The 19,275-nt window shown below is 70.4% G+C and carries 22 protein-coding genes; 7 read left to right on the top strand and 15 right to left on the bottom strand.

What is annotated here, in order from left to right:
- Positions 1 to 85 precede the first annotated feature (85 nt).
- The 6 genes from CSR00_RS29915 to CSR00_RS00205 all read right to left on the bottom strand — a co-directional run bounded on the left by CSR00_RS29915 (position 86) and on the right by CSR00_RS00205 (position 4,706).
- Positions 86 to 436: a hypothetical protein gene (locus tag CSR00_RS29915; RefSeq protein ID WP_141564202.1), complete on the bottom strand. Its 351-nt coding sequence runs from the start codon at positions 434 to 436 to the stop codon at positions 86 to 88.
- Positions 437 to 732: 296 nt separating this feature from the next.
- A complete protein-coding gene (locus tag CSR00_RS00225) occupies positions 733 to 1,143 on the bottom strand; it encodes a SufE family protein (RefSeq protein WP_099020386.1) in 411 nt (136 codons plus the stop codon).
- The gene (locus CSR00_RS00220) at positions 1,143 to 2,051 is read right to left on the bottom strand and encodes a sulfurtransferase (protein WP_099020385.1); all 909 of its coding nucleotides are present in this window, start codon (positions 2,049 to 2,051) and stop codon (positions 1,143 to 1,145) included. Before CSR00_RS00220 ends, CSR00_RS00225 begins: the two co-directional genes overlap by 1 nt.
- A gap of 55 nt (positions 2,052 to 2,106) precedes the next feature.
- Complete coding sequence (locus CSR00_RS00215; RefSeq protein WP_099020384.1) at positions 2,107 to 2,736, bottom strand: Maf family protein; 630 nt, start codon at positions 2,734 to 2,736, stop codon at positions 2,107 to 2,109.
- Positions 2,733 to 3,011: an acyl-CoA carboxylase epsilon subunit gene (locus CSR00_RS00210; RefSeq protein ID WP_099020383.1), complete on the bottom strand. Its 279-nt coding sequence runs from the start codon at positions 3,009 to 3,011 to the stop codon at positions 2,733 to 2,735. Before CSR00_RS00210 ends, CSR00_RS00215 begins: the two co-directional genes overlap by 4 nt.
- A 57-nt stretch (positions 3,012 to 3,068) precedes the next feature.
- On the bottom strand, positions 3,069 to 4,706 hold the full coding sequence (locus CSR00_RS00205) for an acyl-CoA carboxylase subunit beta (protein ID WP_099020382.1): 1,638 nt from the start codon (positions 4,704 to 4,706) through the stop codon (positions 3,069 to 3,071).
- Positions 4,707 to 4,810: 104 nt separating this feature from the next.
- Here CSR00_RS00205 and CSR00_RS00200 point away from each other — a divergent pair, with 104 nt between their 5' ends.
- Positions 4,811 to 5,329: a PH domain-containing protein gene (locus CSR00_RS00200; RefSeq protein ID WP_099020381.1), complete on the top strand. Its 519-nt coding sequence runs from the start codon at positions 4,811 to 4,813 to the stop codon at positions 5,327 to 5,329.
- 12 nt (positions 5,330 to 5,341) lie between these two features.
- Here the strand turns inward: CSR00_RS00200 and CSR00_RS00195 are convergent, their stop codons facing one another.
- On the bottom strand, positions 5,342 to 6,043 hold the full coding sequence (locus tag CSR00_RS00195; protein ID WP_099020380.1) for a GtrA family protein: 702 nt from the start codon (positions 6,041 to 6,043) through the stop codon (positions 5,342 to 5,344).
- 95 nt (positions 6,044 to 6,138) lie between these two features.
- Here CSR00_RS00195 and CSR00_RS00190 point away from each other — a divergent pair, with 95 nt between their 5' ends.
- Both CSR00_RS00190 and purE read left to right on the top strand, forming a co-directional pair.
- Positions 6,139 to 7,350, top strand: a complete 1,212-nt coding sequence (locus tag CSR00_RS00190; protein WP_099020379.1) for a 5-(carboxyamino)imidazole ribonucleotide synthase — start codon at positions 6,139 to 6,141, stop codon at positions 7,348 to 7,350.
- Positions 7,347 to 7,868 (top strand): 5-(carboxyamino)imidazole ribonucleotide mutase, encoded by a 522-nt coding sequence (gene purE, locus CSR00_RS00185; protein ID WP_099020378.1) that lies wholly within the window; start codon positions 7,347 to 7,349, stop codon positions 7,866 to 7,868. The genes CSR00_RS00190 and purE overlap by 4 nt, the downstream gene beginning before the upstream one ends.
- A 20-nt stretch (positions 7,869 to 7,888) precedes the next feature.
- Here the strand turns inward: purE and CSR00_RS00180 are convergent, their stop codons facing one another.
- Positions 7,889 to 8,083, bottom strand: coding sequence for a hypothetical protein (locus CSR00_RS00180; RefSeq protein WP_099020377.1), 195 nt, complete (start codon positions 8,081 to 8,083; stop codon positions 7,889 to 7,891).
- Between the two features lie 204 nt (positions 8,084 to 8,287).
- Between CSR00_RS00180 and CSR00_RS00175 the strand changes: the two genes are divergently transcribed.
- On the top strand, positions 8,288 to 9,457 hold the full coding sequence (locus tag CSR00_RS00175; RefSeq protein ID WP_099020493.1) for an acyl-CoA dehydrogenase: 1,170 nt from the start codon (positions 8,288 to 8,290) through the stop codon (positions 9,455 to 9,457).
- 37 nt (positions 9,458 to 9,494) lie between these two features.
- On the opposite strand, the gene CSR00_RS00170 is transcribed toward CSR00_RS00175, so the two are convergent.
- The 4 genes from CSR00_RS00170 to CSR00_RS00155 form a co-directional block, all read right to left on the bottom strand.
- Positions 9,495 to 10,316, bottom strand: a complete 822-nt coding sequence (locus CSR00_RS00170) for a biotin--[acetyl-CoA-carboxylase] ligase (protein ID WP_099020376.1) — start codon at positions 10,314 to 10,316, stop codon at positions 9,495 to 9,497.
- A 77-nt stretch (positions 10,317 to 10,393) separates the two neighbouring features.
- A complete protein-coding gene (locus tag CSR00_RS00165) occupies positions 10,394 to 10,723 on the bottom strand; it encodes a hypothetical protein (RefSeq protein WP_099020375.1) in 330 nt (109 codons plus the stop codon).
- Positions 10,724 to 10,887: 164 nt separating this feature from the next.
- Complete coding sequence (locus CSR00_RS00160) at positions 10,888 to 11,610, bottom strand: TIGR03089 family protein (RefSeq protein ID WP_099020374.1); 723 nt, start codon at positions 11,608 to 11,610, stop codon at positions 10,888 to 10,890.
- 129 nt (positions 11,611 to 11,739) lie between these two features.
- Positions 11,740 to 13,212 carry an LCP family protein gene (locus CSR00_RS00155; RefSeq protein ID WP_099020373.1) on the bottom strand — a complete coding sequence of 491 codons (1,473 nt, stop codon included), beginning with the start codon at positions 13,210 to 13,212 and terminating at the stop codon, positions 11,740 to 11,742.
- Between the two features lie 67 nt (positions 13,213 to 13,279).
- Here CSR00_RS00155 and rfbD point away from each other — a divergent pair, with 67 nt between their 5' ends.
- The 3 genes from rfbD to manB are packed head-to-tail and all read left to right on the top strand — an operon-like array spanning position 13,280 to position 16,214.
- On the top strand, positions 13,280 to 14,200 hold the full coding sequence (gene rfbD, locus CSR00_RS00150; protein WP_099020372.1) for a dTDP-4-dehydrorhamnose reductase: 921 nt from the start codon (positions 13,280 to 13,282) through the stop codon (positions 14,198 to 14,200).
- Positions 14,197 to 15,084: a glycosyltransferase family 2 protein gene (locus tag CSR00_RS00145; protein ID WP_099020371.1), complete on the top strand. Its 888-nt coding sequence runs from the start codon at positions 14,197 to 14,199 to the stop codon at positions 15,082 to 15,084. Before rfbD ends, CSR00_RS00145 begins: the two co-directional genes overlap by 4 nt.
- Positions 15,081 to 16,214: a mannose-1-phosphate guanylyltransferase ManB gene (gene manB / locus CSR00_RS00140; protein WP_099020370.1), complete on the top strand. Its 1,134-nt coding sequence runs from the start codon at positions 15,081 to 15,083 to the stop codon at positions 16,212 to 16,214. The genes CSR00_RS00145 and manB overlap by 4 nt, the downstream gene beginning before the upstream one ends.
- On the opposite strand, the gene CSR00_RS00135 is transcribed toward manB, so the two are convergent.
- From CSR00_RS00135 to cofD, 3 genes are read right to left on the bottom strand one after another with little or no spacing between them, the layout of a single operon-like run.
- Positions 16,196 to 16,738: an NUDIX hydrolase gene (locus CSR00_RS00135; RefSeq protein ID WP_099020369.1), complete on the bottom strand. Its 543-nt coding sequence runs from the start codon at positions 16,736 to 16,738 to the stop codon at positions 16,196 to 16,198. The two genes, manB and CSR00_RS00135, sit on opposite strands and share 19 nt — an antisense overlap.
- Positions 16,735 to 18,099 carry a coenzyme F420-0:L-glutamate ligase gene (locus CSR00_RS00130; protein ID WP_099020368.1) on the bottom strand — a complete coding sequence of 455 codons (1,365 nt, stop codon included), beginning with the start codon at positions 18,097 to 18,099 and terminating at the stop codon, positions 16,735 to 16,737. The genes CSR00_RS00135 and CSR00_RS00130 overlap by 4 nt, the downstream gene beginning before the upstream one ends.
- Entirely contained in the window at positions 18,096 to 19,091 is a 996-nt protein-coding gene (cofD, locus tag CSR00_RS00125) for a 2-phospho-L-lactate transferase (RefSeq protein WP_099020367.1), read from the bottom strand. Before cofD ends, CSR00_RS00130 begins: the two co-directional genes overlap by 4 nt.
- Between the last annotated feature and the right edge of the window lie 184 nt (positions 19,092 to 19,275).

The following is a 19,275-nucleotide window of genomic DNA, read 5'->3' as shown; positions in this document are numbered from 1 at the left end:
CGGCAGGTTCGCTCGAGGCGAGTGGGCGCACACTGAGGCTGCTCTGCGTCAGATGGGGCCAGACGGTGAGGCGGCGGTCAACTGGTCACCAGCCGCCCGGCCACGGCGAGCCGTTCGGATTCCACGGCCCGTTGAAGGCGCGCCCCTTGGTGCCCCGACCCGGCCGGGCCTGCATCGAATCGCGAACCTCACCCTGCGCGCTGACCTCTCCTAAATTGCTGCCGCGCACCTCGCCCTGTGTCGAGTCGGGGCGCGTCGCCCCCCGCGACGCCTTGTCCGCTTGCGGGCTGCTCACGTCCGTATCCGGTTGCACGATATCCGCATTTGCTGTACCGGCTCCGAGTCCGGCGGCGATCGCGGGGACTGCCAGAGAAGCCACGACTCCCAGGGAAAACTTCTGCCATCGCCCGAGCTTGCTCTCGGCGTTTTCCGTCATTTGTGCTCCCCCTGGCTGATTTTGGTGCTCGTGATAGCGCTGTGAGAACGATACCAGTTAGCTGCCAATTCGATATGTGAGTTAGCTGAGGATATGACTTCGGTGGGCATTTGGGGCAGGTTGTTGCGCATTCCACTCCTGTACACCGCAATGGTCACCGACGCCACGGAACGTTGTCGTCCTGCTCTGTCGATCGCCGCGCGTCTCGGCGGCGTTACATACATTGCGGATGCGCTGTGAATTCGACATGAATTCGATTCCGCCGAGCGCGGTATTCGTCGGAAAGCCAGGGTGCGCTAACGCAGGTGCCGCTTGATCCGCGCCAGCATCGCCGACATGCCGCGCAGCCGCAGCGGACTGATCAGCGCCGCCAGCCCGAGATCGGTGTAGAAGTCGTCGGGAACGGCCAGGATGTCGGCCGCCGACTGCTCATCCAGCCCGGTGGCCAGGATCGAGGCGAACCCGCGGGTGGTGGGTGCCTCGGCGGGCGCGCTGAAGTAGAGCCGGACGCTGGCCGGGTCGCTGGCGTCGACGTGCATGAACAGCGGCGTCTGGCACTCGGGCACCGGCTCCATCGCTGCCTCTTCGAGCCACGACGGCATCGCCGGCAGCTCGTTGGCGAACTCCAACAGCAGCGTCAGCTTGTCCTGGCCGGTCACCTCGGCGAAGTCGGACACCACCTCGGCCAGCGGGGCGGGCATCGGCATCAGGGCGTCCCGGGGGCCTCTCCCGGCTCCTCACCCGCGACGATCGGCACCCGCACGGTGTTGCCCCACTCGGTCCAGGAACCGTCGTAGTTGCGCACGCCGGGAACGCCGAGCAGATAGGTCAGCACGAACCAGGTGTGGCTGGAGCGCTCCCCGATGCGGCAGTAGGCGATCACCGACTTGTCGGCACCCTCGGGCGCCAGAACGAAGTCGTAGACCTTCTCCAGCTCGGCGCGCTTGCGGAACCGGCCGTTCTCGTCGGCGGCCTTGGCCCACGGCACCGAGACCGCGGTGGGAATGTGGCCGCCGCGCAACGCGCCCTCTTCGGGATAGTCGGGCATGTGGGTGCGCTCACCGGTGTACTCCTGCGGAGACCGGACGTCGATCAGGGTCTGGCGGCCCAGCGCGGTCAGCACATCGTCCTTGAAGGCCCGGATCGGTGCGTCGTTGCGTTCCACGACCGGGTAGCCGGTGGTGGTCTTGGTGGGCACGTCCAGCGTGGTGTCGCGGTGATCGGAGATCCACAGATCGCGCCCTCCGTTGAGCAGCCGGACATCCTCGTGGCCGAACAGGGTGAACACCCACAACGCGTAGGCGGCCCACCAGTTGCTCTTGTCGCCGTAGATCACCACGGTGTCGTCGCGCGAGATGCCCTTGCGGTTCATCAGGTCGGCGAACTGCTCGCCGGTGATGTAGTCGCGGACACTGGGGTCGTTGAGGTCGGTGTGCCAGTCGATCTTGACCGCACCGGGAATGTGGCCGATGTCGTAGAGCAGGACGTCCTCGTCGGATTCGACGATGGCCAGGCCCTTGGAGCCCAGATGGGCCGACAGCCAGTCGGCGGTGACGAGGCGTTCGGGATGGGCGTAGTCCTTCAGCGCGGGGCTGGGATCGGCAGGTAGTGGCACGGGGACGAGCCTACCGGTGCGTTCGGCCGCTGCGCGGGGTGACGGTCTGCGTCGGTCAGCCGTCCGCCCACAACTCGGCGACCGACAGCCCCACGCGCTGCAGCAGCCGCCGGGTCAGCGGCAGGCTGAGCCCGATCACGTTCGACGGATCACCCTCGATCCGGTCGACGAACCAGCCGCCCCGGCCGTCGAGGGTGAACCCGCCCGCCACCCCCAGCGGCTCGCCGGAGTTGACGTAGGCCGTCAGGTCCGCCCCGGTCGGCGAACTGAAATGCACGGTCGTGCCGGCGGTTTCGCACGCCTCGTCGACCACTTCGCCGTCGCGCAGCCGCAGCAGGCAGTGACCGGTCAGCAGTTCCGCGGACCGGCTCGCCATGCGTTCCCACTGCGCCAGCGCGGCCCCGGCGGTGCCGGGTTTGCCGCACAGCGCACCGTCGAGCAGCAGCATCGAATCACAGCCGATGACAACGCAGTCCGCGGCCACCTCGGCGTTCAGGCGGGTGCCCACGTCGTGCGCCTTGGCCTCGGCCAGGGCGGAAACCACCCGTTCGGCCGGTGCGGCGCCCTGCGCGGCGATGACGGCGTCCTCGTCCACGCCGGACACCACGACCAGTGGTTCGATCCCGGCGTGGCGCAGCACGCCCAGCCGGCCCGACGAGGCCGACCCGAGCACGACCCGGGTCATCGACGCATGTGGGTCCGCTCCAGCAGGGTGACCCGTTGCCAGCTGGTGACGGTGTACCGCAGCTTGTCCACCGGGTGGCCCCACGGGTTGAGTTCCTGCGGACCCGGGGCGTGCTGGCCGCCGCCCGCCGAGGCCAGGACCAGGGCCAGCGCGGCGACCTCGTCGTCGGTGGGGTTGCCCTTGAGCACCTGGATCTCGGGCACCGGCGGGGTGGGATCGTCGATGGTCATCTCCCGGGGGTCGCTGACCTCGATGATGTCGGCGTCGTGAAGCATCGCGGATGTCCTCAATGTCGTTGGTGCGCAGGATTTCCGGAAACGGGCGGACCAGTCTTACAGCGGGATGTTGCCGTGCTTCTTCGGCGGCACCTGGACGACCTTGCGTTCCAGCAGTCGCAGCGCGGTGGCGATGTAGCCGCGGGTGTGCGACGGCGGGATGACGGCATCGACGTAGCCCCGTTCGGCGGCGACGTACGGGTTGACCAGGGTGTCTTCGTAGTCCTGCTGCAGCTGCAGGCGCAGCGTGTCGACGTCCTCGCCGCTCTGGGCGGCCTCTTTGAGCTGGGGGCGGTAGACGAAACCCACCGCGCCCGAGGCGCCCATCACCGCGATCTGGGCCGTCGGCCAGGCGACGTTGACGTCGCAGCCCATGTCCTTGGAGCCCATGACGCAGTAGGCGCCGCCGTAGGCCTTGCGGGTGATGACGGTGATCTTGGCGACGGTGGCCTCGCCGTAGGCGTAGAGCAGCTTGGCGCCGCGACGGATGATGCCGTTGTACTCCTGCTCGGTGCCGGGCAGGAAGCCGGGGACGTCGACGAGCATCACGATCGGGATGTTGAAGCAGTCGCAGGTCCGCACGAAGCGGGCGGCCTTCTCCGAGGCGTAGATGTCCAGGCAGCCGGCGAACTGGGTCGGCTGGTTGGCCACGATGCCGACCGGGCGCCCGTCGATGCGGCCGAACCCGATGATGATGTTGCCGGCGTAGCCCTCCTGGATCTCCAGGAACTCGTCGTCGTCGAGGATCCGGGTGATCACCTCGTGCATGTCATAGGGCTGGTTGGGGGAGTCCGGGATCAGGGCGTCCAGCTCGAGGTCCTCGTCGTTGAGGTTGTCCTCGATGGCCCCGGGCTGGGCCGGGGCCGGGTAGCGCGGCGGCTCGGCGTAGTTGTTCGGCGGCAGGTAGCTCAGCAGGTCGCGGACGTAGTCGAAGGCGTCCTGCTCGCCGGAGGCCACGTAGGTGGCGGTGCCGGACTTGGCCATGTGGGTCTGCGCGCCGCCGAGCTGCTCCATGGTGACGTCCTCGCCGGTGACGGTCTTGATGACGTCGGGGCCGGTGATGAACATCTGGCTGGTCTGGTCGACCATCACGATGAAGTCGGTCAATGCGGGCGAGTACACGTGCCCGCCGGCGGCCGCACCCATGATCAGCGAGATCTGCGGGATGACGCCGGAGGCCAGGATGTTGTTGCGGAAGATCTGGCTGTAGAGGCCCAGCGAGACGACACCCTCCTGGATGCGCGCGCCGGCGCCGTCGTTGATGCCGATCAACGGCCGGCCGGTCTTGATGGCCAGTTCCTGGACCTTGACGATCTTCTCGCCGTAGACCTCACCGAGGCTGCCGCCGAACACGGTGGCGTCCTGGCTGAAGATGCAGACCTCGCGGCCGTCGATGGTGCCGTAGCCGGTGACCACACCGTCTCCGGTGGGGCGGTTCTTGTCCAGCCCGAAGTTGGTGCTGCGGTGTTTGGCCAGCGCGTCGAGCTCGACGAACGACCCTTCGTCCAGCAGCGCGTGGATGCGCTCGCGGGCGGTCAGCTTGCCCTTGGCGTGCACCTTGTCCACCGCGGCCTCGCCGACGGGGTGGTGGGCCTCCTCGGCGCGCCGACGCAGGTCGGCGAGCTTGCCGGCGGTGGTGTGGATGTCTGGGGTGGCCTCGGCGGCGCTCGTGGAGGGATCGCTAACGCTCGTCATGGCGTCGATGCTATCGGCACGACGGTTCAGCGTCGCTGCACCCCACTCCGGTCGCGGCTTCCGGCCCCACTCCCTGGGCCCGTCCGGGCCGGTACGCTTCGTCCGTGGGATACCCCGACAACGTGCTGGCCAACGACGAGCAGGTGGTCCTGCATCGCCATCCGCACTGGAAACGGCTGGTCGGGCCCGTGCTGGTGCTCCTGGTGGCCACCGCGGTGGCGTCCTTCGCGGCCGCCTACGTGCAGTCGCTGAACTGGGCGTCCAACGCGAGGACGGTCGTCTCGCTGGTGGTGTTGGTGATCTGGGTGGTGCTGATCGGCTGGCTGACCCTGTGGCCGGTCTTCACCTGGTGGACCACCCACTTCGTCATCACCGACCGGCGGGTGATGTTCCGGCACGGGCTGATCACCCGGTCCGGCATCGACATTCCGCTGGCCCGGATCAACAGTGTGGAGTTCGAGCACGGGCTGCTCGACCGGATTCTGCGGACCGGGACGCTGATCATCGAGTCGGCGTCGCAGGATCCGCTGGAGTTCTACGACATCCCGCAGGTCGAGAAGGTGCACTCACTGCTGTACCACGAGGTGTTCGACACGCTCGGCTCCGAGGAATCGCCCAGCTGAGACTTCGCCGGGTCAGGATGACCTGGGCACCCGGCCCGGGTCGTCCTGCCGCCAGACCCGCCGACGCGGGCGCAGCGGCGTGACCACGCTGTCGGTGGGCGCGGCGAGGGTGCGTCCGTCCTGGTCGACGCGCTCCCGGTGGGCGTGGCGCGCCTCGTACTCGTCCTCCAGCACCTCGGCGAACCCGCCACCGGTGAGCGTGGACTCCAGCTCCTTCTCCGGGTCGCGGTCGATCTGGTCGGGGAACACCCAGCGCCGGAACGCCCAGAACCGGAACGCCATCTGCAGCAGGTTGCCCAGGATGTAGGCGGAGACGAAGTCGGCGATGTTCTCGACCGTCAGCGACACGTCGGGCACGCGCAGCTGCAGCACATAGCTCGACACCCACAGCGGCGCCATCGACAGCAGCACCCCGACCCCGCTGAACGCGAAGAACAGCAACGCCTCGTGGTGGCGTTCCCGGCCGCCGCGGTCCCGGAAGCTCCACTCCCGGTTGAGGATGTAGGAGGCGATCACCGCAACGATGCCGGCGATGATCTTGGCGGTGACCGGCTTGGGCTCGAGCACCGTGAGTTTGAGGGTGTAGAAGATCGTCGAGTCGATCACGAACGTCGTCGCGCCGACGATGGCGAACTTGATCAGTTCGTGATGCCGCTCGGCGAACGGCCGCACCACCCGGGGCAGCCGCTCGATCGTGGCATCGGCGAAGGACACAGATAGCGAGTGTACGGACCGCGGGCAACGGGTGCGTAATCGTCAAACGCTGCCGCGGGGCGCCGGACACGGGCTGCGGCGCTGGTCATGACACCATATGGGCCGTGCGAAGAACCCCCGAAAACGTGCCCGTCGTCGCCATCGTGGGCGGCGGACAGTTGGCCAGGATGACCCACCAGGCCGCCATCGCCTTGGGCCAGAGCCTGCGGGTTCTCGCCGTGGATCCCGCCGACCCGGCCGCGCAGGTCTGCCCGGACGTGGTCCTGGGATCCCACACCGACCTCGACGCCCTGCGCCGGGCCGCCACGGGTTCGACGGTGCTGACCTTTGACCACGAGCATGTGCCGACCGAGCTGCTCGACATCCTCGTCGGCGACGGTGTGGCCGTCGCCCCGCCCCCGCAGGCGCTGGTCCACGCCCAGGACAAGCTCGTCATGCGGACCCGGCTGGCCGAGCTCGGTGCCCCGGTCCCGCGGTTCACCGCCGTGCACAGCCCCGACGAGGCGGCCGGGTTCGCCGAGGACGTCGGCGGTCCGGTGGTCCTCAAGACGATCCGCGGCGGCTATGACGGCCGCGGGGTGGTGATGGCCGACGATCCCGACGCGGCCCGGGACCGCGCGGCCGGTTTCCTGGCCGACGGGGTGGCGATTCTGGCCGAGGAGAAGGTGGCGATGCGCCGGGAGCTCTCCGCGCTGGTGGCCCGCTCACCGTTCGGGCAGGGCGCGGCGTGGCCGGTGGTGGAGACCGTGCAGCGCGAGGGCATCAACGTCGAGGTGATCGCCCCGGCGCCCGGCCTGTCCGAGGACCTCGCCGCGCGGGCCGAAGGCCTGGGCCTGCGGCTGGCCCACGAGCTGGGCGTGGTCGGGGTGTGCGCGGTCGAACTGTTCGAGACCGTCGACGGCGCACTGCTGGTCAACGAGCTGGCGATGCGCCCGCACAATTCGGGGCACTGGACCATGGACGGGTCGGTGACCAGCCAGTTCGAGCAGCATCTGCGGGCCGTGCTGGACTATCCGCTCGGCGAGACCGCACCGCGATCGGCGGTAACGGTGATGGCCAACGTGCTCGGCGCCCCGCAGACACCGGCGATGAGCGTCGACGAGCGGATGCACCACCTGTTCGGGCGGATTCCCGATGCCAAGGTGCACATGTACGGCAAGGGTGAACGCCCGGGACGCAAGCTCGGACACGTCAACGTGGTCGGGCGCCCGGGCGAGACGGTGGCCGCGGTGCGGGAACGCGCCGCCCGTAGCGCACACTGGATGTCGCACGCGCAGTGGACCGACGGATGGGATGGACACGCATGAGCAGCCCGAACGGGCAGGCAGCGCCCCGCGTGGGGCTCATCATGGGCAGCGACAGCGACTGGTCGGTGATGGCCGAGGCGGCCGAGGCGCTGGCCGAGTTCGACGTGCCGTTCGAGGTGGGGGTGGTCTCGGCGCACCGCACGCCGGCGCGGATGCTCGACTACGCGCAGACGGCGGCCGGACGGGGGATCGAGGTGATCATCGCCGGGGCGGGCGGCGCGGCGCACCTGCCGGGCATGGTCGCCTCGGCCACCCCGCTGCCGGTCATCGGTGTCCCGGTGCCGCTGGCGCGGCTGGACGGCCTGGATTCACTGCTGTCGATCGTGCAGATGCCGGCCGGTGTGCCAGTGGCCACGGTGTCGATCGGCGGCGCGCGCAATGCCGGCCTGTTGGCGGTGCGAATCCTGGGTGCGGGCGATGCGCAGCTGCGCTCCCGGATGAGCCGGTTCCAGGCGGAGCTGGAGCAGATGGTGCTTGCGAAAGACGATGCGCTGCGGCAACGCCTGCTCGGGGAGTAGGGGTCTTCGATGTCCGGAGGTTACGACGCCTGCAGGACGGCCTCGCGCGGCTCCATGCTCAGCGTGTACTCGACGACGGGAAGGTGTCCCGACTCGGCGGCGTGCATGCCGGCATCGACCACGGCGGACGCGCGCAGCCAGTGCGCCTTACCCGTCCACCCGCACTCGCACTCGGCGCTGCGGCGGAGCGGTCGACCCGTCACGTTGATCTGCATGCCTGCACGGTACCCAGCCCACCTAAGTGCCAACCACGACCAGCCTGAGGCTTTCCTGAGATGTGTCGAGGATGTTATTTCGCCGAGATCTTCGGCCCTCGGTGACCAAATCGTTATGTTTGCCAGTTTTGCACCACGACGTGCGGACTTCGTCGCCCGACGAGGCCGCGGTAAAGTTACCGACGAGTAGCTAAGGAGGCCATGATGGCTGGTTGGGCAGGTAATCCATCGTTCGATCTGTTCCAGTTGCCCGAGGAGCATCAGGAGCTGCGGACGGCGATCCGGGCGTTGTGCGAGAAGGAGATCGCTCCGCACGCCGCCGATGTCGACGAGAACTCCCGTTTCCCGCAGGAAGCCCTCGACGCGCTGAACGCCTCGGGTTTCAGCGCGGTGCACGTGCCCGAGGAGTACGGCGGTCAGGGCGCCGACTCGGTGGCGGCCTGCATCGTCATCGAGGAGGTCGCCCGCGTCGACGCCTCGGCGTCGCTGATCCCCGCGGTCAACAAGCTCGGCACCATGGGGTTGATCCTGCGCGGCTCCGACGAGTTGAAGAAGAAGGTGCTGCCCTCGATCGCCTCCGGCGAGGCGATGGCGTCCTACGCGCTGTCCGAGCGCGAGGCCGGCAGTGACGCAGCCGGGATGCGCACCCGCGCCAAGGCCGACGGTGACGACTGGATCCTCAACGGTGCCAAGTGCTGGATCACCAACGGTGGCAAGTCCTCCTGGTACACCGTGATGGCGGTCAGCGACCCCGACAAGGGCGCCAACGGCATCTCGGCGTTCATGGTCCACGAGGACGACGAGGGTTTCACGGTGGGCCCCAAGGAGCGCAAGCTCGGCATCAAGGGCTCGCCGACCACCGAACTGTACTTCGAGAACTGCCGCGTCCCCGGCGACCGGATCATCGGGGACCCGGGCACGGGCTTCAAGACCGCGCTGGCCACCCTGGACCACACCCGGCCCACGATCGGCGCCCAGGCGGTGGGGATCGCCCAGGGCGCACTGGACGCGGCCATCGAGTACACCAAGGACCGCAAGCAGTTCGGCCGCCCGATCAGCGACAACCAGGGTGTGCAGTTCATGCTCGCCGACATGGCGATGAAGGTCGAGGCCGCCCGGCTGATGGTCTACTCGGCCGCCGCGCGGGCCGAACGCGGTGAGGGCAACCTGGGCTTCATCTCCGCGGCGTCGAAGTGCCTGGCCTCCGACGTGGCCATGGAGGTCACCACCGACGCGGTGCAGCTCTTCGGTGGCGCCGGCTACACCGTGGACTTCCCGGTGGAGCGGATGATGCGCGACGCCAAGATCACCCAGATCTACGAGGGCACCAACCAGATTCAGCGGGTGGTGATGAGCCGGGCCCTGCTGCGCTGAGCCGGCCCGGTCACCCGTCCGGCGCCGCCGGCGCGGTTCAACCGTCCGGCGCCGCCGGACGCAGGTGGGTGATATCGCCGGCCGCCACGGTCACGGTCCGGGTACCGTCGTCGATCAGCAGGCGCCCGGACGCGTCGACTCCCGTTGCGGTGCCGACGATCTGGGCGTCACCGGGCAGCATCGCGCGCACCGGCGTTCCGATCGTCGCGCTGGCCCGGGCGTAGTCGGCGACCAATTGGGCGTCGGCGCCGCGTGCCGCCCGCCAGCGCCCGATCCGTGCGTGCAGGGTGCGCAGCACCGCGATCGCCAGCTCGGTGCGGTCCACCCCGTCCCGGCCGAGCATGGCCAGGGAAGTGGCCACCGGGTCGGGTGCCTCGTCGGACGTGAGGCTGACGTTGAGTCCCAGCCCGACGACGATCACCGGGCCGGGATGGGTCACCTCGGCGAGGATGCCGGCCAGTTTTCCGCCGCCCACCAGCACATCATTGGGCCATTTCAGGCGCGCCGCCACGCCGCACTGCTCGCGCACGGCGTCCACCACGGCCAGCCCGGTCAGCAACGGGAGCCAACCCCAGGCATCGGTGGGCAGACCGGCGACCGGTACTCCCACCGACAGGGCGATCTGTGAGCGTGGCGGCGCCGACCACCGCCGGCCGTGCCGGCCCCGTCCCGCGGTTTGATGCTCGGCCAGCAGGGCGGTGCCGGCGATGTCCTCCCCGGCGGCCGCGCGGGCCGCCAGATCGGCATTGGTCGACCCGGTCTCGTCGACGACGTCGAGGCGCCGCCACTGCGTGGCCGGCGCGAGCAGGGCGGCGCGGAGGCGATCGGTGTCGAGGGGAGGTCGGTCGGGGGCGGACACGCGTGCGAGCGTAGCCAGCCGCTCTCGCGCGGGCGGCGGCGGCTCTTGGTGTACCCGGCTCTTGGTGTACCCGGCAGTCAGGTGCGGTGGGCAGTCGGTGCCGCGGTGATCGTCTCCACCGACAACGCCGCCTGCTGGCAGCGCCGTTGGTCACGGTTGAGGCAGCCGAATCCGTAGACGAACGACATCATCGCCACGAGCGCCCACGCGTTGCCCAGCGCCCATTCCCAGGCCAGCGCCGTGGGCGCGGAGACCATCCAGTAGATCGCCACCATGACCAGCGGGTAGCCGAGCGTGACGTAGAAGCGGCCGTCCGCACTGGCGGTCCAGGCGGGATGGCGACGATTGTGCAGGTGCCAGGCGAGCAGGAGTGCGACCGCGGCGAGCGCGGTGATTGTCGAGACCATCGGCACGAGCCCTTTCGCTGGACCACTCCGCCGTGCGACGGTGCCGAAGATCGTCAACAGCTCTCGATAGCGCAGCCGCACGCGTTTGCTGAAACGCTACGCTACCGATATTTGAGTGACCTCAGCTCCACCTTAGAGCAACCTGAGATCCGGAAACGCAGTGGTCAGGGCAATGTGCGGGTCACCTTCTCGGTCACCCGCCGGCGCTCCTGCAAATCCGGCTGCGGATTCGCCACCTGCACCAGCGAACCGTTGGCGGCAAACACCGCCAGCAGGTGGGTGACCACATCGTCGGGGGTGTCCCAGCCGTGGGTGGAATACACCCGATCGCCGCTCGTCAGGGGCTCGGCGGCGGTGCGCGCGGCGGCCAGCACCTCCTCGGGGGAGCGGTCACCCAGCGCCGGTCCCGGTGACCGTTCAGCGACCACCTGATCGCCGTGAACCCGCACCGCGGTGGCGTAGTCGGTGACACCGACGGGCAAATCGGGGGCGGGTTTGCCGAACGGGTCCAGCGACAACACCGCCACCTCGCCCATCCCGCCGCCGGCGTCGATGGCCGCGTCGGCCTCGTCGAGCCGGTCGGCCGTGCACAGCGCGATATCGGCCTCGCCCGGTTGCAGAACCGTCTGGGCGCCCACATACCAGACGCCCAGCAGCACCGCCGCGGTCTGCCAGTGCGCCGGCAGCAGCACCGCCACCCGGCTGTCGGGCCCGGCGCCGAGCTCGTCGCGCAGCAGGTTGGCGGTCTTGGCCGCCCAGTTGGCCAGGGTGACCGCCGACAGCTCGACACGCTCCCCGGTGGCGTCGTCGTAGTAGGTGATCCGCGGCCCGACGGGGTCCGCGGCGAGCATCGGGTCGATCAGCGCCGCCGCGAGGTTGGTGGTCATCCGGAAGAGCTCCTTACCTCGTGTGCTTTCGCGGTCCTAGGGCGAGATGGAGCCCATGGTCGTGCCCGGCAGCCACGGGAGGAACCTCCACGACCGTGACGTCCATCTCGGCGTAGCCTCACGCAGGCGTCAGTTGACGCACTGGGGATCGTCGGAACCGGCGGTGATGATCGGCGACGGTGCGACGGTCTGGGCGGCCGCCTGGTCGACGGTGGCGGCGTCGGCACCCGCCGTCGAGGCGTCCGAACTCTCCAGCCCCGAACCGGGGCCGGTGTAGTCGTCGGCGAGCACCACCCGCACCGTGCCGGCGGGCACCGCGTCGTCGGCGGCCACCGGCAGCCCGCCCAGGCTCTCCGAGACCGCCTGGGCGCCCAGGTCGTCGGTGCTGTGGGCCAGCACCTGTGAACCCGACGGGTGCGGGCTCTCGGTGTTGCCGACGGTGCCGCCGGTGAAGCCCCGGGCGGTGAGCACCTCCGACACCGCCGCGGCGAGCCCGTTGATGTCGGTGTCGTTGAGCACGTCGACCGTCGTCTTGTCCGGGGCGTAGGACAGCGCCTGGGTGTTGCCCTCGTCCTGGTCGTGCAGCAGGCTGGTGACCCACTTCTTGACCTCGTCGGGATCGATGCGCACCACGCTCTGCATGCCGTCGTCGCTCCAGCCGGCCTCGTCGAGCACCGGGATGGTGGCGAACGCGACGTTGCCGGCGGCCAGTTTCTGCAGCTGGTCGACGAAGTTCATGATGTCCCAGCCGTCGGAGAGCACCACCGAGCGCTGCACGGCCTGCTGCAGCCGGTTCAGGGTGGCCGGGCTCGACAGCGTCTTGCCCGAGATGACCTGGTGGGCCAGCGAGGCCATCACCACCTGCTGGCGCACCACCCGGTCCAGGTCGCCGCGGGGCAGGTCGTGGCGCTGCCGCACGAAGCTCAGCGCCTGCGGGCCGTTGAGCCGCTGCCAGCCGGCGGGGAAGTCCGCACCCGACAGCGGTTCGTACACCGGCTCCTTGAGGCACACGTCGACACCGCCGAGGGCGTCGGTGATCAGCGCGAAGCCGAGCAGGCCGATCTCGGCGTAGTGGTCGACGGTCACGCCGGTCAGGTCGGCCACCGTCTTGATCAGCGCCTCACGCCCGGCCTCCACGCCGCGTCTCTCACCCTCGACGGGGTCCATGCCGTCCTGCTCGATCAGCTGCTTCATGGTGTCGAGCTTGACCTCGCCGTACACCCCGTTGATCTTGACCTTGCCCAGCCCTGGGGCCTGCACATAGGAGTCGCGGGGGATCGAGATGGCCGTCGCCGACTTCCCGTTCTTGGGGATGCGCACCAGGATGATGGTGTCGGTGTTGGTGGCCTCCTCGTCTCCGGCGCGCAGGGTGGCCAGCTCCTCCGGGGACAGCGGGTTGCCGTGGGCGTCGGTGCGGCTGTCGACGCCGACGAGCAGGATGTCGATGGCGCCGTCGTCCTCGCCGCCACCACCGAGCGCGGCGGCGCTGATGTGATTGATGCCCTCCTCGAAGGAGCGGATCTTGCTCCACGCCACACCGGTGCCGACGACGATCGTGACGGCGATCACGGTGGCGACGACGCGCAGCAGGCGGACGGGCATCAGCCCAGGCTACTGGCGAGGACGCCGCCAGCCGGGTAGCCGAGCCCGGCGTGCCAGACTCGCAACCATGTCCGAGACTGCTTCCGGGACCGCTTCCCGGGGACCCGCCCGGATCGTCATCACCGGAGCCTCCGGTCAGGTCGGCCGGTTCCTGGCCGCCGAGGCCGGCCGGCGCGGGCACGGCGTGCTGGCCCTGGGCTCCGCAGACTGCGACATCACCGATCCCGGGGCCCCCGAGCGCTACGTGGAGGCCGGCGACGTAGTGGTCAACTGCGCCGCCTACACCGACGTCGACGGTGCCGAGAGCGACGAGGCCGCCGCCTACGCCGTCAACGCCACCGGCGCCGAGAACGTCGCGCACGCCTGCGCGCGCGCCGGCGCCCGGCTGCTGCACATCTCCACCGACTATGTGTTCGGTGGTGGGGTGTTCGGCGGTGGGCCCGTCCCGCCGCGGCCCTACGAGCCCGGTGACGACACCGCGCCGGTCAACGCCTACGGCCGCTCCAAGCTGGCCGGGGAGCTGGCGGTGCTGGCGGCCATGCCCGACGCCGTCGTGGTGCGCACCTCCTGGGTCTACACCGGCGCCGACGGCACCGACTTCGCCGCGGCCATGCGCCGGCGCGCCGAGCGGGCCCAGCCCACCGAGGTCGTCGACGATCAGGTGGGCTCGCCCACCTACGTCGCCGACCTGGTGGCCGCGCTGTTCCAGATCGCCGGCGCAGCGATCCGCGAACCCGTCCTGCACGCCGCCAACGCCGGCGCGGCGAGCCGTTACGAGCAGGCCCGGGCCGTCTTCGCCGAACTCGGCGCCGACCCGGAACTGGTGTCGCCGATCGACAGTGCGCGCCACCCCCGTCCCGCGCCCCGCCCGGCGTACTCGGCGCTGGGCGGTGAGGTCTCCGCCGCGGCCGGGCTGACGCCGTTGCGGCCGTGGCGCGACGCACTGGCCGAGGCGCTGCGCAGCCGACCGCTACCCTCTACGCCGTGACGGACCAACTGCCGGTGGTGACGGTGACCTATTCGCCGGGTTCGCATCTGGAGCGGTTCCTGTCGTCGTTGACCGTGGCCACCGACCGGCCGGTCACCGTGGTGATGGCCGACAACGGGTCCACCGACGGCGCCCCGGAGGCCGCCGTGGAGCGCTACCCGTACGCCCGGCTGTTGCCGATGGGCGCCAACCTCGGCTACGGCACCGCCGTGAACCGGGCCGTCGCCGCGTTGACCGGGGAGGCCGCCGAAGCGGAGTTCGTGGTGATCGCCAACCCCGACGTGGTGTGGGGCCCGGGCAGCATCGATGCGCTGCTGGAGGCCGCCCAGCGCTGGCCGCAGGCCGCGGCGCTGGGCCCGCTGATCCGCGACCCCGACGGCTCGGTCTACCCGTCGGCACGGCACCTGCCCAGCCTGATCCGCGGCGGGATGCACGCGGTGGTGGGGCCGGTGTGGAAGAACAACCCGTGGACGGCCGAATACCGCCAGGAGCGGCTGGAACCCAGCGAACGCCCGGTCGGCTGGCTGTCGGGGTCCTGCCTGCTGGTGCGCCGGGCCGACTTCGACGCCGTCGGAGGCTTCGACGAGCGCTTCTTCATGTACATGGAGGATGTCGACCTGGGCGATCGGTTCGGCCGCGCCGGTCGGCTCAACGTGTACGTGCCCTCGGCCGAGATCCTGCATGATAAGGGCCACGCCACGGGGCGCGACCCGGCCCGCAACCTCGCGGCACACCACGAAAGCACGTATACGTATCTGTCGGACCGCCACGGCGGATGGCAACGGGCACCGCTACGGGCCACCATGCGGGCCGCGCTGGCGGTTCGGGCCCGGCTGGCCGTACGCCGGTCCCGGCGGGAGCGCAGGAAGGGGGAGCGTCGATGACAGGGTTCACCGTGCGCGGAGGCACCGGCTTCGGTGGGGCAGGCGCGGAGCCGAACTTCGACCCGGACAGGGTCGACGCCGTCATCCTGGTCGGCGGCAAGGGCACCCGGCTGCGCCCGCTGACGTTGTCGCTGCCCAAGCCGATGCTGCCGACGGCGGGCGTGCCGTTCCTGACCCACCTGCTCGCCAGGATCGCCAAGACCGGCATCAAACACGTGGTGTTGGGCACCGCCTACAAGGCGCAGGTGTTCGAGGCCGCCTTCGGCGACGGTTCCAAGCTGGGCCTGGAGATCGAGTACGTCTTCGAGGAGGAGCCGCTGGGCACCGGCGGCGGCATCGCCAACGTCGCGTCCACGTTGCGCGGCGACACCGCGGTGGTGTTCAACGGTGACGTGCTCTCCGGCGCCGACCTCGGGCAGCTGCTGAACTTCCACTACGACCATGACGCCGATCTGACCCTGCATCTGGTGCGGGTCGGCGATCCGAGGGCGTTCGGCTCGGTGCCCACCGAGGACGGGCGGGTCACGGCGTTCCTGGAGAAGACCGAGGATCCGCCGACCGACCAGATCAACGCCGGCTGCTACGTCTTCAAGCGCAAGATCATCGACATGATCCCGACCGGCCGGGAGGTGTCGGTGGAGCGGGAGGTCTTCCCGGCGCTGCTGGCCGACGGTGTGCACGTCTGCGGCTATGTGGACACCAGCTACTGGCGGGACATGGGCACCCCGGAGGATTTCGTGCAGGGGTCGGCCGACCTGGTGCGCGGGATCGCGCCGACCTGGGCGCTGGGCGGGCAGAGCGGCGAGTCACTGGTGCACGACGGCGCGTCGGTGGCCCCCGGTGCGGTGCTGGTGGGCGGCACGGTGGTCGGCCGCGGCGCCGAGATCGGGCCCGGGGTGCGCCTGGACGGAGCGGTGATCTTCGACGGAGCCCACATCGAGGCCGGCAGCCGGATCGAGCGCACGATCATCGGGTTCGGGGCCCGCGTCGGCCCGCGCACCCTGATCCGCGACGGCGTCATCGGCGACGGCGCCGACATCGGGGCGCGGTGCGAACTGTTGCGTGGCGCCCGGGTGTGGCCCGGCGTGACGATTCCCGACGTCGGGATCCGCTACTCCAGCGACATCTGAACCGCCCGGCCGACCAGGGTGGCCAGGGCGTGATCGGTGTCGGGGGGCAGCGCGTCCACCGGCCACCACGCCAGGTCCACCGACTCCTCGCTGATCCTCGGCTGGGCCCCGGCGGGGGCGTGGGCCACGAACTGCAGATCCAGATGCCGGGTCGGGACCCCCAGCGAGCAGGTCAGCGCATGAACGTGGATGTTGGCCAGGCGCGGGTCCAGGCGCAGTCCCTCGATCCCCGACTCCTCGGTGGCCTCCCGCAGGGCGGCGGCGCGGATGTCGGCGTCCTCGGGTTCGCAGTGCCCGCCGAGCTGCACCCAGCGGCCCAGCCGCGGGTGCAGGGTCAGCAGCACCTTCGAGCCGGTGTGGTCGAGCAGCGCGGCCGAGGCCGTCACGTGTCCGGGCTCGCAGGCCCGCTGACACGAGTCGGACCGGGCCAGCACGAATCCCAGCACCGCCTGCCGCAACGCCTCGTCCTCGGCCACCGGGGTGAGCTCGGTGAGAAGCTCGATCACCGACTCCCGCACGCTCACAGCCGCACCATCAACCCGTCGGTGGCGGCGGGCTCGCGCGGTGGCGCCTCGGCCTCGGGATAGCCGACGGCGACCGCGCCCAGCGGCTCCCAGTCCTCGGGCAGCTGAAGTTCGGTGCGCACCAGATCGGGGGTGAAGATGGTCGAGCCGATCCAGCAGCTGCCGACGCCGCGCACCGCCAGGGCCACCAGCAGCCCCTGCACGGCGGCGCCGGCCGCCACGGTGAACATGGTGTGCTCGGCCGCCGTGCGGGCGGGGTCGGGGTAGTGGTGGGCCCCGTCGGGGACCATGAACGGGATGACCACCTCCGGCGCGTCGTAGAGGATCTGCCCGCGCGCCACCCGGCGCTCGACCTCGTCGGCGGGTCTGCCGTCGGCGGTCAGGTCGGCGCGCCACCGTTCCTTCATGGCGTCCAGCAAGCCGGTGCGCCGCCGCGGTGTGCTCAGCCAGACGAAGCGCACCGGCCGGGTGTGGTGGGGGGCGGGCGCGGTGAGCGCCTCGGCGACCGCGTCCTCGATCAGCCCCGGGGGAACGGGGTCGGCGCGGAACCGCCGCACCGACCGCCGCATCAGCTGGGCCTGCCGGCGGCCCAGGTCGACGGATTCGGCGGTGCCCAGCCAGAACAGGTCCTCCTCGCCGGGGCGCAGCAGTGCCCGGCCGGTCGAACCGTCGTCGCGCAGCCGCAGCCCCCGCACCACCGCCACCGGAACCCCGGTCAGCTTGCCCTTGACCAGATCGGCGGCCGCGGCGATCTCGTCGGCGACCGCGATCTCGGTGACCACCAACTCGTTGCCGTGCCGGTCCACGGCCCCGGCGTAGCCGTGCAGCACCGGGATGCCGGCCGAGCCGATGGCCGCGTCGATCTGCCCGGTGCGCCAGGCCCGGCCCATGGTGTCGGTGATCACCACGCCCACACCGACCCCGAGCGCGGTCCGCAGCCCGGACCGCAGGGCGGCGGCGCTGCCGTCGGGATCAACGGGCAGCAGCGCCAATTCGTCGGCACCGATGTTGGATCCGTCCACCCCCGCGGCGGCCTGGATGAGTCCCAGGGCGTTCTCGGTGATCAGGGTGCGGCCCTTGCGGGCCAGCACGCGTACGGCTTCGTCGTCGATCAGCTTGCGGCGCAGCCGGTCCCGTTCCTCCGGGTCGGTCGGTGCCGGCACCACCCGGCCCTCGCACTTGGAGACCACCTTGCTGGTGACCACCACGACATCGCCGTCGCGCAGCCAGGGGGCGGCCGCGGCGACCGCGGCGGTCAGGTCGTCGCCGGGGCGGAACTCGGGCAGGCCGGTGACCGGCAGGATCTCGATGGTCCCGGCCGTGCCGTGTTCGGGGCCGGCCCCGGGCCCGGGGTGGCTCACCGGGGTTCCACGGCCACGCCGGCCAGTTCCATTCCCGCGCGCACCATCTCGGCGGTGGCGCCCGGATCCGACATCAGCAGGGGGATGCCGCGCACCGCGAGGCCGTCGACGTCGGCGTGGTCGTCCTCGGAGACCAGCCAGCCGTCGAGGATGCCCGTTCCCGAGCGGGCGCCGTAGTGTGCGGCCACCGCCGTCGAGGTCGACTCCACCCCGATCACGCTGAGGCATTCGTCGGCCATGCCGCGCAACGGTTTTCCTCCGATGATGGGGGAGTAGCCGATCACGGGGGCGCTGGTGGAGCGAAGCGCCCCGCGGATACCGGGCACCGCGAGGATCGCGCCGATGCTGACCACCGGGTTCGACGGGGCGACGAACACGATGTCGGCCTCGGCGATGGCCGCGGCCACATCCGGGCCGGCGGTGGCCTTCTCGGCGCCGACGAAGGCGAAGCTGTGGGTGGGTACCTGGGCGCGGTAGCGCACCCACCACTCCTGGAAATGGATGGCGCGCCGCTCACCGGATTCGGGATCGGTGATCACCACGTGGGTCTCGCTGCGGTCGTCGCTGGCCGGCAGCAGCCGGGCGCCGGGCCGCCACCGGGTGCACAGCGCCTCGGTGATCTGGGAGAGCGGGTAGCCGGCGCGCAGCATCTGGCTGCGCACCAGATGCGTGGCCAGGTCGCGGTCACCCAGGCCGAACCAGTCGGGTTGCACGCCGTAGGCGGCGAGTTCCTCCTTGGCGTGCCAGGTCTCGTCGCGGTGACCCCAGCCCCGCTCGGGGTCGATACCACCGCCCAGGGTGTACATGCAGGTGTCCAGATCCGGGCAGATGCGCACTCCGTGCATCCAGGCGTCGTCGCCGATGTTCACCACGGCGGTCAGGTCGTGGGTGGTGTCGTCATCGTTCGCGAACTGGCCGAGCCCGAGCAGTTTTTGGACACCGAGCAGAAACCGCGCGCCGCCCACGCCGCCAACCAGTACCGTCACCCTCACCCGAACGAGAGTAGGCGTCGCGCCGGCGGGGCCGGTACGCCGGTGCCGGCTGGGTGGGGCCGGACACGCCGCAAACTGTGTCACGGAATGGCGGCGAGGAATAACAGTGAGAAATCACTCAGGACACGCCCAGGTGTCGACACGCCGTTTTGTCGGAGGAAAGTGGTATGAAATTCCGTTCTAG

The sequence above is a fragment of the Mycolicibacterium palauense genome (genome assembly GCF_002592005.1).
Classification (GTDB): Bacteria; Actinomycetota; Actinomycetes; order Mycobacteriales; family Mycobacteriaceae; genus Mycobacterium; species Mycobacterium palauense.
The sequence above is the reverse complement of the archived record's forward strand: the minus strand, read 5'-3'. Positions and strand labels throughout refer to the sequence as shown.